We start from the raw sequence: 13,366 nt of genomic DNA, 5'->3' as shown, positions 1-13,366 counted from the left end.
ATCGCCAGTAAAAAAATGCGCTTTTTTCAGGCGGTGCGATCGTTACCGGTAAACAGTCGGCCATCCCGGACCAGTTCGCGTGGATAGCTGTTTTTAAGCCTTGAACCGACCTTTTTGGCCAGCCCCAGCGGGAATCCCTGATAGGTCACTACCACTTCATCTGCGGAAGGCGAGCTGTCAGGATAAACATCGCGGCCACGGTACCACTCTTCAGCTTCCTGGTGCGTCAGGGCGAACGTATTCTCGTGTCCGGCAAGCGCGATGACCGCCTCGTGCTGCCAGCGATAGCCCTTATTATGCACCTCCGCAAGGCGGATCCCCATTCGGGAAAAACGGACCTTTCCGATGAGCGGTGCGATCTCTGCCGGGAACAACCATACCTCTTTATCACGCACCCAGAGTTGCAGGCTCTGATCCAAGACCAGGCCAACCTTTTCGGCGGCGGCGACAAGCTGTGCTGCATCGCGCCCTTTGAGGGGGGCAAACGGGAAATTGCCGACCTTGAATTTGGGGGCGGGCAGGGGAGTAATCGCCTGCGTTTTACGCAGGCGCGCCACAAAGAACCCTTCGCAGTCGTAAATCTGCGGGAACACATGGAGGAAACCTTCCGGCGTGACCGCCTCCTGTGCCGAGGAAAACAGATCGTTGAGCGGCAGGAACTCGACCGCATCCGGGTATTGCGCTTTCAGCCACAGGCAGACGTCTTCGTTTTCATCCCGGTTCAAGGTGCACGTTGAATAGACCAGCGTGCCGCCGGGGCGCAGGGCGTGGAACGCGCTGTCGATCAGCTCCCGCTGCGTGGCGGCGATCTCAAGATTGCTCTCCACGGACCAGTTCTTTAACGCATCGGGATCTTTACGCACTACCCCTTCACCGGAGCAGGGGGCGTCCAGCAGGATGGCATCAAACATTTCCGGCAGGGCGGCACCAAAGACGCGACCGTCGAAGTGCGTAAGAGCGACATTATGAATACCGCAGCGGCTGATATTGGCATGCAACACCTTCACGCGGCTGGCGGAAAATTCGTTGGCGAGGATTGCTCCGCGGTTGCCCATGCGCGCGGCAATCTGCGTGGTTTTCGAACCGGGCGCGGCGGCGACATCCATCACGCGTTCAGGCGCGTTGCCGTCGGCGAACAGGGCGGCAACCGGTAGCATCGAGCTCGCTTCCTGAATATAAAACAGACCGCTCAGATGTTCTGCGGTACTTCCCAGCGGCACCGCGTCTTCGTCATCGCGGTCGATCCAGAATCCCTCTTCACACCACGGAACCGGCGTAAGCTGCCAGCCGTACGGAGAAACCAGGGCCAGAAAATCCTCGACGCTGATTTTCAGGGTGTTGACGCGAATGCTGCGGCGTAACGGACGCTGACAGGCGGCGATAAAATCGTCCAGCGACAGATGAGAGGGAAGCGCCTCGCGCATCTGCGCCAGGAATTGATCGGGAAGAAATACGGAGTTTTGAGCCACGAGCACACCACAGGGAAAAGTTCAGGTGCGCAGTGTAACATAAAGGCTCCGGTGCGTTGACACCGGAGCCTGTCAGATTAACGCGGCAGGGCCGTTCCCCATTCGCGCCACTCTTTCGGTTCGCTTTCCAGCAGCAGGAAGTGTTTACCCGGCTGCGCTTTCGGCGCCAGCGGCGTTCCCGGCGGGGTGGCAAACGCAATACCGCCGCGGATGAACTGGTTGAAGGTACCGGTTTTCACCACGCCACCCGTCAGGCCGAAGTCCAGCGAATAGCCGGATGCCAGCCAGAACACCGAGTTATTACGCACCAGATGCTGGTAACGCTCGCTGATGCGTAGCGCCACCATCACGCGGTCGGAGAGCGTGCCGAGCGTGAGGCCCGTTACCGTACCCACTTCAATGCCGCGGAACAGCACCGGCGTACCGATGCCAAGCGAGCCCGCTTCCGGCACTTCCACCACAATGCTCAGGCCGCCAAGGTAGCGCGAGTCGGTAATGGTAGCTTCCTGCAGCTCGAAATCACGACGGGCTTTGCCCTGACCGGGTTCGACGTTGATGTAAGGCTGCAGAATGGTGTCGAGATGCTCAACGCCCGCGGCCGAAATCTGCGGGGTTACCACCGAGAAGCGGGAACCCGAGCGGGCGAAGGTCTGCACATATTCCGGATAAAGCACGGCGGTGGCCTGCACTTCGTTGCGCGAGGTGATGAGCGTCAGCTTCTGGATCTGCCCGATATCAATGCCCAGGTAGCGAATTGGCATGCCTTCCGCCAGCTTGCCGGCATCGAACGCATGCAGGGTAATCTGCCCACCCACGGCACGCGCGGCGGTTTCGGATGGGAAGAGAATTCGCTTATCGCCTTTACGCAGGTTCGCGCCCGCGCCGCTGAGGTTATCAAAGCTGATCGCCCCGCGCAGCGCGCGCGAGAGCGGGGAGGCCTGCACGGTCAGGCCGTTGCCGTTAAGCTGCACCTTCGCGCCGCCCTCGGCCCAGAAGACGCTGTTTGGGGTCAGCAGCTTGCGGTACTCGGGCTTGATATGCAGTTCGATATCAAACGCGTCCGCACGCGGGCGAACGGCAATCACCTCCCCAACCTCAAATTTGCGGTAGAGCACCACGGAGCCCGCCTGAACGTCAGGCAGCGTCTCGGCGCTTAAGGTCAGGGTCGTGGTTGGCATATCGCTCAGGCTGTTTTCAATCGCTTTGTCCAGGTTGGCGTACAGCGGGTAGCTGTCTCGAACGGCGCCTTTATTGCCCGGCAAAATGCGAATACCGCCGTTAACCCATTCGCTGGCGCTGGCGCCGAGGAACTCCACGCCGTCCAGACCCACCTTCACGTCGACGCGGCTGTTCACCACGAACTTACTGTCGCCATGGACGAGGTTGCTGTATTGCGGATCGATAGCTACCGAGAAGCTCACGCCATTTTCGGAGAGCGTTCGCTCCAGCACCTGACCCACCTGTACGCCGTGCAGAATCAGCGGCTGACCGGCCTCAATACCGTAACTTTCAGGCGCATTGAGCGTAACCGTCACGACGCCCGGTTTTTGCAGCAGCGCTTTATCCGCCGGGGCAATGACGAAGCTATTGCTGGGCTGACCTTCACCGGGGATCAGTTCAAAGGTATTTCCGGTCAGCAGCGTGCTGAGGCTGGCATCGTTCAGAGAGAGTTTAGGGCTGCGCATCTCGATGCGCGTTTTCTCGCGCAGGAGATCGACCACGCTCGGATCGACCGTCATTTCGCCCGTGACCGAACCGCCAGGGTTGAGCGTCATTTTGGTGAGCTGGCCGACCTGCAGTCCCTGGTACATCAGCGGCGTTGACCCCGCTTTCAGCCCTTTGGCATCAGGCAGAACGAGCTTAACGATCACGCCACGCTGGCTGTGCGCCAGATCCGGATATAAACCGAACGTGTCATCGGCCGTGGCAGGGCTTGAGTTTTCCGGGGAGTCAAAGGCAATGGCACCGTTAACCAGGGCGGCCAGACTCTCAAGCTTTACTTTTGCACCGCTCAGGCTGAGGTCGGCATCGACGCCGGAAACGTTCCAGAAGCGGCTGCCTTTTTTCACCAGATTGGTGAAACGACGCTCGATCAGCACATCAATGGTGACGCCCTGTTTATTCGGGTTGATGCTGTAATCATACACGCGGCCAACCGGAATCTTTCGGAAGTAGACCAGCGAGCCGCTGTTCAGCGAGCCCAAATCCGGTGCCTGAAGATGGATCATCAGATCGCCGTTATTGAGGCGGTATTTCGGCTGCGTATCCAGCGCGACAAAGTGATCCTGCGGTTCACCTTTGCCCGGCATCATGCCGATGTAGTTGCCGCCAACCAGCGCATCCAGCCCGGACACGCCGGCCAGGGAGGCTTTCGGCGTCACCAGCCAGAACTGCGTTTCGCTGCGAAGAGCATCCTGCATGTCAGATTTAATACTGACCCGCACCTGAATCTTGTTAAGCCCTTTTCCAAGGGAGATGTCCTGAACCGTACCGACTTCGACCCCCTGAAAACGAACGGGGGTTCGTCCGGCGACGATGCCGTCGGCGGTCTGAAAATCAATGGTGACGGTACTGCCGCGATCTTCATAGCTCGTCCAGATAAGCCAGCCTGCAATCATCAGGGCGATGACGGGCAGCAACCAGAATGGCGAAATGCGGCGTTTAGTTTTAATTCTCGCTTCAGTCGGCGAAGCGGGGGTTTCCTGACTCATGTGCATCCCAAAGTAAGCGGCTATCCAGCCATTCCACAGCAAGAATAGTCAATATCACCGCAGAGCCGAAATAAAAAGCCGCGGGTCCCATAGTAAAAGCAAGAAGCTGGTCGCGATTGATCAGCGACATCATCAGCGAAATCACAAACAGATCCAGCATTGACCAGCGGCCAATCCAGGTGACGAATCGCAGAAGCAGAATACGGGTACGTAAACCTTGTTCACACTTAAAGTGAATGCTGACGAGCAGGGTAAACATCACCACCACTTTGGTAAAGGGAACCAGGATACTGGCAATAAAGACGATGGCCGCCACCCCAACGTTACTGTGTGCAAGAGAGATAATACCGGAGAGGATAGTATCTTCCTGACGGCCACCGTTCACGTAAATAATGGATATCGGCAGCATATTGGCCGGGAACAGAAACACCAGGGAGGCAATCAGCGCCGCCCAGCATTTTTGCAGGCTGTTGTTGCGTCGTAACCTCAACGGTATGTGGCAGCGCGGGCAGCGTCCACGCTTGTCGGGCAACCCGGTGTAATGGCATCCCAGACAGACGCGGAGGTTTTCATCCGGGCGGGTGGCAGGGCGCTGCGGGTAAAAACGCTCCCAAAGCTGCTCAACGTTCAGGTGGATCAGTGTCAGGATGCTGAGCAATACCAGGCAGATAAAGGCAAAAAGCCCGACGCCCGGCTGCAGAAAGGCATAGTCCTGCACCTTGATTGATGCCACGCCCACGCCCACCAGATAGATATCCAGCATGACCCACTCTTTAAGCTTTTCCAGCATCAGCAATACCGGACGCAGGTTCATCCCCAGGATGTTACCAAACCACAGGTAGGCAATGGCTGCAACCAGCACCAGCGGCGCGCCGACAACGCAGAACAGTACCATGGCGGCGGTGAGAGGATCGCCCTGGCTCGTCATCTGCCAGATACCCTGCAGCACGTTAGCGTCAATGCGCACACCAAGCAGGTAAAGCTTCAGAAGCGGTTCGGTCCAGGCGAAAGGCATCAGCAGCAGCATGGTAACGGCCATAGCGGCAAGGCGGGTTAACGACCAGTCGCGGCCGTCACGAATTTTAGCGTCGCAGCGGGGACAAAAGGCGCTTTGGTGCGATTTCATCTTCGGCAACATAAAAAGCGTATCGCACTGGGGGCAACGCTGATAATGTGCACGAGGCAAAGCGTCGCTTACCGTATGGACAGTTATCTTTTTTGTCGGCGTAATTTTGGTTGTTTTTAGGGCCATCAGCTGCGCGCAAATAAGTATTGTTGAACGTTATATTAACTCATGAACGGATTCATCTTGAGCATGAGCGCATTTATTGCTTATTTTAATAGGCTATGCGGTAATTTTGTAAGACAACTAAGTGATTGAATAATGAACAAAACAGAATTCTACGCGGATCTGAACCGCGATTTTAAGGCATTGATGGCAGGTGAAACCAGCTTCTTAGCCACTCTGGCAAATACTAGCGCATTGCTGTTCGAACGGCTATCCGATGTGAACTGGGCTGGCTTTTATCTTCTGGAAGGTGAAACGCTGGTGCTGGGTCCGTTTCAGGGCAAACTGGCCTGCGTGCGTATTCCGGTAGGGCGCGGCGTATGCGGTACCGCGGTGGCCGAGAATCAGGTTCAGCGCGTGGAAGATGTTCATGCGTTTGACGGGCATATCGCCTGTGATGCTGCCAGCAATTCAGAGATCGTTCTGCCGCTGGTGGTAAAAAATCAGATTATTGGCGTTCTGGATATCGACAGTACGGTCTTCAGTCGCTTTACAACCGAGGACGAACAGGGGCTGCGCGAGCTGGTGGCGAATCTGGAAAACGTCCTCGCTGCAACCGATTATCAAAAATTCTTTGCGAGCGTCGCAGGATAATCAACGGATAACGTAGCATTTACTGATAGCGTCATTATAATGACGCCTGTTCATGCCTGCGCTTGTTGGCAACGTCCGTTGTAATCAGGAAATTTCATGGAAAATCAACCTAAGTTGAATAGCAGTAAAGAAGTTATCGCATTTCTGGCCGAGCGTTTCCCGCAGTGCTTCAGCGCGGAAGGTGAAGCACGTCCCCTGAAAGTCGGTATTTTTCAGGATCTGGTAGCGCGTGTTGAAGGGGAAATGAACCTCAGCAAAACTCAGCTGCGTTCTGCCTTACGTCTTTATACTTCGAGCTGGCGTTACCTGTACGGTATCAAACCGGGCGCGACCCGCGTGGATCTCGACGGCAACCCTTGCGGCGAGCTGGACGAGCAGCACGTAGAACACGCGCGCAAGCAGCTGGAAGAAGCCAAAGCACGCGTTCAGGCACAACGTGCAGAACAGCAGGCGAAAAAACGCGAAGCCGCAGCGGCAAACGGCCAGGAAGAAGCGCCTCGTCGTGAGCGTAAACCACGTCCTGCGCCGCGTCGTCACGACAATAACGATCGCAAACCGCGTGCAGACAAACCAGCAGCGAAAGCCCCTCGTGCGCCTCGTGAAGAGCAGCGCCATACTCCGGTTTCTGACATTAACGCCCTGAGCGTGGGTCAGGCTCTGAAGGTAAAAGCGGGCAACAACGCAATGGACGCCACCGTACTGGAAATCACCAAAGATGGCGTTCGTGTACAGCTGACTTCTGGTATGTCAATGATTGTACGCGCAGAACACTTGTTGTTCTGAAACGGAGGCCAAGCCTGGCATGAACACTTTTTTTAAGCTCACCGCGCTGGCGGGCCTGTTTGCCATAACAGGTCACGCTTTCGCAGTGGACGATATCACGCGTGTTGATCAAATTCCGGTACTCAAGGAAGAGACGCAGCACGCGACGGTAAGCGAGCGTGTAACCTCTCGCTTTACCCGCTCGCACTATCGTCAGTTCGATCTCGATCAGGCCTTCTCGGCCAAAATCTTTGACCGCTATCTGAACTTGCTGGATTACAGCCATAACGTTTTGCTCGCCAGCGATGTCGAGCAGTTCGCTAAGCGCAAATCCGAGGTGGGTGATGAGCTGCGGTCAGGCAAGCTGGATCTGTTCTACGATCTCTACAACCTGTCGCAAAAGCGCCGCTTTGAACGCTATCAGTACGCGCTGAAAGTGCTGGAACGTCCAATGGACTTCACTGGCAACGACACCTTTAATCTCGATCGCAGCAAAGCGCCCTGGCCGAAAGACGAAGCCGAGCTGAACGCGCTGTGGGATGGAAAGGTCAAATACGACGAGCTAAGTCTCAAGCTGACCGGCAAAGATGAAAAAGAGATCCGCGACACGCTGACGCGTCGTTACAAATTTGCCATTCGCCGTCTGGCGCAGACCAACAGTGAAGATGTTTTCTCGCTGGCGATGACCGCCTTTGCGCACGAAATCGATCCGCACACCAACTATCTCTCTCCACGTAATACCGAACAGTTCAATACTGAGATGAGCCTGTCTCTGGAAGGTATTGGCGCGGTACTGCAAATGGATGATGACTACACGGTGATCAACTCCATGGTCGCGGGCGGCCCGGCATCCAAAAGCAAAGCGATAAGCGTAGGCGATCGCATTGTGGGGGTAGGACAAACCGGTCAGAGCATGGTTGATGTCATTGGCTGGCGTCTGGACGATGTGGTTGCGCTGATCAAAGGTCCGAAAGGCAGCAAAGTTCGTCTGGAAATTCTGCCTGCCGGTAAAGGCACCAAAACCCGTATCGTGACCCTGACCCGCGAGCGTATCCGTCTGGAAGACCGCGCGGTGAAAATGTCGGTGAAAACCGTGGGTAAAGAGAAGGTGGGTGTCCTGGATATCCCTGGCTTCTACGTGGGGCTGACAGACGATGTAAAAGTTCAGCTGCAGAAACTTGAGAAGCAGAACGTGAGCAGCGTCATCATCGACCTGCGCACGAACGGTGGCGGTGCGCTGACCGAAGCGGTGTCGCTCTCAGGCCTGTTTATCCCGTCTGGCCCGGTTGTACAGGTGCGTGATAACAACGGTAAAGTTCGTGAAGATGCTGATAACGACGGTGTGGTCTATTACAAAGGCCCGCTGGTGGTCCTGGTTGACCGCTTCAGCGCATCCGCATCTGAAATCTTTGCCGCTGCAATGCAGGACTATGGCCGCGCGCTAATCGTGGGTGAGCCCACCTTCGGCAAAGGTACTGTTCAGCAGTATCGCTCGCTGAACCGTATTTACGATCAGATGCTGCGTCCGGAATGGCCTGCGCTGGGCTCCGTTCAGTACACCATTCAGAAGTTCTACCGCGTTAACGGCGGCAGTACGCAGCGTAAAGGCGTAACGCCGGATATCATGATGCCGACCGGCACGGAAGAGACCGAAACCGGCGAGAAGTTTGAAGATAACGCGTTGCCGTGGGACAGCATCAATGCTGCGACATTCGTGAAGGCAGGTGATATGACGCAGTTTGGCCCTGAGCTGCTGAAAGCGCATAATGAACGCATCGCGAAAGACCCGGAATTCCAGTACATCATGAAGGACATTGCGCGTTTCAATGCCCTGAAAGATAAGCGGAATATTGTTTCTCTGAACTACGCTCAGCGTGAAAAAGAGAACAATGAGGACGACGCAACGCGTCTGGCGCGTATCAACGATCGCTTCAAGCGAGAAGGTAAGCCTCTGCTCAAGAAACTGGACGATCTGCCAAAAGATTACCAGGAGCCGGATCCGTACCTGGACGAGACGGTGCATATCGCGCTCGACCTGGCGAATCTGGAAAAAGAGAAGCCTGCCGTACAGCCCGCTCCGGCAAAATAATCTCCCAACAGGCACAAGAAATTGTGCCTGTTTCTTTTTGTTCTGCATCCTTCCGTCAGGCTGATTTCCAATTGTGTAAAGTTGTGTCTTTCTGGTGACTTACGCCCACCGGATGCTTGAAAATAGCCGCAATACCCATACGATGTGGGTAATCGCATAGTGCGTTTTGTTAAACTGAGGTAAAAAGAAAATTATGATGCGAATCGCGCTCTTCCTGCTCACCAACCTCGCGGTGATGGTGGTTTTCGGGCTCGTGCTAAGCCTGACGGGAATTCAGTCGAGCAGCGTTCAGGGTCTGTTGATTATGGCGCTGCTGTTTGGTTTTGGTGGCTCTTTCATTTCCCTGCTGATGTCAAAGTGGATGGCGCTGAAATCCGTCGGCGGTGAGGTGATTGAACAGCCGCGTAACGACATGGAACAGTGGCTGATGAATACGGTGGCACAGCAGTCTAAGCAGGCAGGCATTGCGATGCCGCAGGTTGCTATTTACCATGCCCCGGATATTAACGCGTTTGCTACGGGTGCCCGTCGTGATGCGTCGCTGGTTGCCGTGAGCACCGGGTTGTTGCAGAACATGAGCCGTGACGAAGCCGAAGCGGTTATCGCGCACGAAATCAGCCATATCGCCAACGGTGACATGGTGACCATGACCCTGATTCAGGGCGTGGTGAACACCTTCGTTATCTTCATCTCCCGTATCCTGGCGCAGATTGCGGCTGGCTTCATGGGCGGCAACCGTGATGAAGGTGAAGAGAGCAACGGTAATCCGCTGATCTACTTCGCCGTATCGATGGTGCTGGAACTGGTGTTCGGTATTCTGGCGAGCATTATCACCATGTGGTTCTCCCGTCACCGTGAGTTCCATGCGGATGCCGGTTCAGCGAAGCTGGTAGGGCGTGAGAAGATGATTGCCGCCCTGCAGCGTCTGAAAACCAGCTATGAGCCGCAGGAAGCGAACAGCATGATGGCCTTCTGCATCAACGGCAAATCAAAGTCGCTGAGCGAGCTGTTTATGTCTCACCCGCCACTGGATAAACGTATTGAAGCGCTGCGCAGTGGGGAATACCTGAAGTAACGCTAAGTGCTTAAATAAGCCGGGCAGGAGAAGACTCCGCCCGGCTTTTTTTATGCCTGAACGCCGGGTTGGGTCACGCGCAACCCGCTGACGATGGCTGCAAGGGTGGCAAGCGCACCTGCGGTGAGAAGCGCAACGTGGTTGCCGTTTTGCCCGGCAAGGTTAAACATCAGGGCAACCAGCGCCGCACCGGTGCTTTGCCCCAGCAGACGCGCGGTCCCCAGCATGCCGCTGGCACCTCCGCTGCGGTGGCGCGGCGCAGAGGTAATAATGGTGTGGTTGTTGGGGGACTGAAACAGGCCAAACCCGGCTCCGCACAGGATCATGCGCCAGATGATGTCCAGATCCCCTGGCGATGATGGCAGCAGCGCCAGCGCGAAAAGACCTGTTGCCATCACGGCCAGCCCCACCGCGCCCAACAAACCGGCATGTACACGTTCTATTAAGTAACCTGCCAGGGGTGCCATCACCATCGTCGCCAGCGGCCAGGGGGTTAACAGCAGCCCGGTCTCCACTTCGGAACGTCCTATCACGCTTTGCAGGAAGAATGGCAGAGAAACCAGAGCCAGCATCTGGGCGCAGAATGAGCAGACGGAGGTGCAGATGGAAAGCGAAAAGAGGGGAATACGCAGCAGATCGACCGGCAGTAAGGGCACCGGCAGGGAAAGCTGGCGGCGAACAAAGAAGAAGCCCGTCACCAGCAGGGCAACAAGCTCCACGGCGGTTAGCATCAGGGATTGACCCTGCGCAAAACCGCTCAGGGCGGTAATCAGCAGACCAAAGGTGAGCGCATTCATCACCGCGCTTGCTACGTCAAAGCGCGGCATGGTGCTTTTCGGGCCGTTAGCGGGGAGAAATCGCAGGGCAAAGAAGATGGCCACGATACCCAGCGGCACGTTTATGGCGAACAGCCACTGCCACGAGGCGACAGAAAGAATGGCCGCTGCAATCGTTGGCCCGGCGGCAGAAGAGACCGCGACAATAAACGAATTTATCCCCATGCCGCGGCCCAGATGGCGGTACGGATAGATTAGGCGGATTAGCGCCGTATTGACGCTCATCAGCGCCGCGCAGCCAAAACCTTGCGCGATGCGCGCCAGCGTCAGAGTATGCAGAGAGTCCGAAAGGGCGCACAGCAGTGATGTAAAGGTAAATACCACCAGCCCGCACTGATATACCCGACGGTAGCCGAACATATCGCCCAGAAAAGAAAAGGAGAGCAGGGAAACCACAATCGCAATCTGATAGGCGTTAACAATCCATATCGAACTGGCCGGGGAAGCATGCAGATCGGTGGCAATGGTGGGAAGGGCAACGTTCGCAATCGCGCCGTCAAGAACGGCCATTGAGATACCAATAATAATCGTAGCGATAGCGCCATACCGCTGGGGCAAAGGCAGGCCATCGGAAAGGTTTTTTTCCATCGGGGATAAATTGCTCAGAGTGAAATTATTCTCAGGGTAACTATTTTAGCATCGTTAACACCGTTTTATGTCGCAGATTTGTAACGAAGTAAACGCGGATTGATTGCAGGTAACATGACGGGAATTTATAATAAAAACCGGTTCTGATTTTTATAAAACACTCTCTATGAGGTGGTAAATGGCAATTGCGGATTTGGATAAACAGCCAGATTCAGTTTCTTCCGTGCTGAAGGTGTTTGGCATCTTACAGGCGCTCGGGGAAGAGCGTGAAATTGGTATCACAGAGTTGTCACAGCGCGTGATGATGTCGAAAAGCACCGTTTACCGCTTTTTGCAAACCATGAAATCACTGGGTTACGTTGCACAGGAAGGCGAATCTGAAAAATATTCTCTGACGCTGAAACTCTTTGAACTGGGTGCCCGTGCCTTGCAAAACGTGGATCTGATCCGTAGCGCGGATATCCAGATGCGCGAGATCTCTCGCCTGACCAAAGAGACTATCCACCTGGGCGCGCTGGATGAAGACAGTATTGTTTACATCCATAAAATTGACTCCATGTATAACCTGCGTATGTATTCGCGCATTGGTCGTCGCAACCCGCTTTACAGCACGGCAATCGGTAAGGTTCTGCTGGCGTGGCGCGATCGTGAAGAAGTTAAACAGATCCTCGATGGCGTGGAGTACAAACGCAGCACTGAACGCACCATCACTAACACCGATGAGTTATTAACGGTGCTCGACAAGGTGCGTGAGCAAGGGTACGGCGAAGATAACGAAGAGCAGGAAGAAGGGCTGCGCTGTATTGGCGTTCCGGTGTTTGACCGTTTTGGCGTCGTGATCGCAGGGTTGAGCATCTCTTTCCCAACGCTTCGCTTCTCGGAAGAGCGCCTGCACGAGTACGTGGCTATTCTGCATACCGCCGCGCGTAAGATTTCTGAACAGATGGGTTACCACGACTATCCGTTCTAACCCCGGTTAGCATAAAAAAAACGCCGCATCTTTGCGGCGTTTTTTATTCGTCGTTAACGCTGTGGCTCAGCCATTATCAATCACGACGGAGGTCTTACGCAGTACCGGGCAGTTGGTTAACCCAATGATCCCGCTATCAGAATGGAGATACTGCGCCGTGCTGACTCCCTGTGCTGTTAAATACTTACATTGAATGCCTAACCCTGCGGCGTTTTCGGTGCTTCCCACCAGCACGCCATAACCCGTTAAAAGAAGGCCAATCCAGAGTATCGCCAGTGCAACAATTGTACGAATAATTAAGCGCATTATTACCTCTTTATCATTGTTATCATGATGCTAGCCTAACCGGTTTACGTAATGAAACAAGTGCAGGATTCTGAAAAGAGCCTGATGGCGCTACAGTTAGTCCTTGTTTAAGATAACCGTGATAACCTGGTCATATCAGGTCTGTAAACGGAGTGTGGAGTGAAAAAAATACGCTGGGTGATTCTGATTATCGTGCTGATAGCGTGCGTGGTATTGTGGACGCAGACTATCAACGTGATGTGCGATCAGGATGTACAGTTTTTTAGCGGCGTTTGCGCAATCAATAAGTTTATTCCGTGGTAGCACGCATTTTTTCTTCAGGTGATTTCCTTCCTTCGCGCCAGTGGTAAAATAGACGTTTTTATTGAGGTGGTGAAATGGGTGAGTTACTGAATTCAGGGCTGCTAAATATGGCATCCCTGACGATCTCTTTGGTTGTTCTGCTGTTGGGGCTGGTCATTTGGTTTTTCGTAAACCGTGCCAGTTCACGTACCAATGAGCAGATCGAACTGCTGGAAGCGCTGCTTGAGCAGCAAAAACGGCAGAATGCACTGTTGCGTCGTCTGTGCGAGGCTAACGAGCCGGAAGAGAAAGAAGCACAAAAAGAAGCGGTCGCTGACGAGAACAACGATCAAGACGATTTTATCCGCCTGGTGGCTGAGCGTTAATCGTATTATT

Annotated in this window: 12 protein-coding genes; 7 read left to right on the top strand and 5 right to left on the bottom strand. The window is 54.8% G+C overall.

Going from position 1 to position 13,366, the window contains the following annotated elements; genetic code table 11:
• Window positions 1-26 precede the first annotated feature (26 nt).
• The 3 genes from rsmF to yebS all read right to left on the bottom strand — a co-directional run bounded on the left by rsmF (window position 27) and on the right by yebS (window position 5,432).
• Complete coding sequence (gene rsmF, locus IM271_RS04380) at window positions 27-1,475, bottom strand: 16S rRNA (cytosine(1407)-C(5))-methyltransferase RsmF (RefSeq protein WP_248236790.1); 1,449 nt, start codon at window positions 1,473-1,475, stop codon at window positions 27-29.
• 71 nt (window positions 1,476-1,546) lie between these two features.
• On the bottom strand, window positions 1,547-4,180 hold the full coding sequence (locus IM271_RS04375; RefSeq protein ID WP_045260305.1) for a PqiB family protein: 2,634 nt from the start codon (window positions 4,178-4,180) through the stop codon (window positions 1,547-1,549).
• Window positions 4,149-5,432, bottom strand: coding sequence for a membrane integrity lipid transport subunit YebS (yebS, locus tag IM271_RS04370; RefSeq protein WP_041909475.1), 1,284 nt, complete (start codon window positions 5,430-5,432; stop codon window positions 4,149-4,151). The genes IM271_RS04375 and yebS overlap by 32 nt, the downstream gene beginning before the upstream one ends.
• A 132-nt stretch (window positions 5,433-5,564) precedes the next feature.
• Here yebS and IM271_RS04365 point away from each other — a divergent pair, with 132 nt between their 5' ends.
• The 4 genes from IM271_RS04365 to htpX all read left to right on the top strand — a co-directional run bounded on the left by IM271_RS04365 (window position 5,565) and on the right by htpX (window position 9,988).
• Window positions 5,565-6,062 (top strand): GAF domain-containing protein, encoded by a 498-nt coding sequence (locus IM271_RS04365; protein WP_008500476.1) that lies wholly within the window; start codon window positions 5,565-5,567, stop codon window positions 6,060-6,062.
• Between the two features lie 96 nt (window positions 6,063-6,158).
• Window positions 6,159-6,845: an RNA chaperone ProQ gene (proQ, locus tag IM271_RS04360; protein ID WP_028013543.1), complete on the top strand. Its 687-nt coding sequence runs from the start codon at window positions 6,159-6,161 to the stop codon at window positions 6,843-6,845.
• A gap of 19 nt (window positions 6,846-6,864) precedes the next feature.
• Window positions 6,865-8,913 (top strand): carboxy terminal-processing peptidase, encoded by a 2,049-nt coding sequence (gene prc, locus IM271_RS04355; protein ID WP_028013542.1) that lies wholly within the window; start codon window positions 6,865-6,867, stop codon window positions 8,911-8,913.
• Window positions 8,914-9,106: 193 nt separating this feature from the next.
• Entirely contained in the window at window positions 9,107-9,988 is an 882-nt protein-coding gene (gene htpX / locus IM271_RS04350) for a protease HtpX (protein ID WP_010432647.1), read from the top strand.
• A gap of 50 nt (window positions 9,989-10,038) precedes the next feature.
• Here htpX and IM271_RS04345 read toward each other — a convergent pair whose 3' ends face one another.
• Window positions 10,039-11,412: an MFS transporter gene (locus tag IM271_RS04345; RefSeq protein WP_193052220.1), complete on the bottom strand. Its 1,374-nt coding sequence runs from the start codon at window positions 11,410-11,412 to the stop codon at window positions 10,039-10,041.
• Between the two features lie 178 nt (window positions 11,413-11,590).
• Here IM271_RS04345 and kdgR point away from each other — a divergent pair, with 178 nt between their 5' ends.
• Window positions 11,591-12,382 carry a DNA-binding transcriptional regulator KdgR gene (kdgR, locus tag IM271_RS04340; protein WP_014884288.1) on the top strand — a complete coding sequence of 264 codons (792 nt, stop codon included), beginning with the start codon at window positions 11,591-11,593 and terminating at the stop codon, window positions 12,380-12,382.
• A gap of 66 nt (window positions 12,383-12,448) precedes the next feature.
• On the opposite strand, the gene IM271_RS04335 is transcribed toward kdgR, so the two are convergent.
• Complete coding sequence (locus IM271_RS04335) at window positions 12,449-12,688, bottom strand: YobH family protein (protein ID WP_041909477.1); 240 nt, start codon at window positions 12,686-12,688, stop codon at window positions 12,449-12,451.
• Window positions 12,689-12,847: 159 nt separating this feature from the next.
• Between IM271_RS04335 and mgrB the strand changes: the two genes are divergently transcribed.
• On the top strand, window positions 12,848-12,991 hold the full coding sequence (mgrB, locus tag IM271_RS04330) for a PhoP/PhoQ regulator MgrB (protein WP_006175995.1): 144 nt from the start codon (window positions 12,848-12,850) through the stop codon (window positions 12,989-12,991).
• Between the two features lie 74 nt (window positions 12,992-13,065).
• Window positions 13,066-13,356, top strand: a complete 291-nt coding sequence (locus IM271_RS04325) for a YebO family protein (RefSeq protein ID WP_193052219.1) — start codon at window positions 13,066-13,068, stop codon at window positions 13,354-13,356.
• Window positions 13,357-13,366: the final 10 nt, after the last annotated feature.

This window comes from Enterobacter cloacae complex sp. I3 (genome assembly GCF_014896175.1).
Classification (GTDB): Bacteria; Pseudomonadota; Gammaproteobacteria; order Enterobacterales; family Enterobacteriaceae; genus Enterobacter; species Enterobacter bugandensis.
This window is presented reverse-complemented; position numbering and strand designations above follow the sequence as displayed.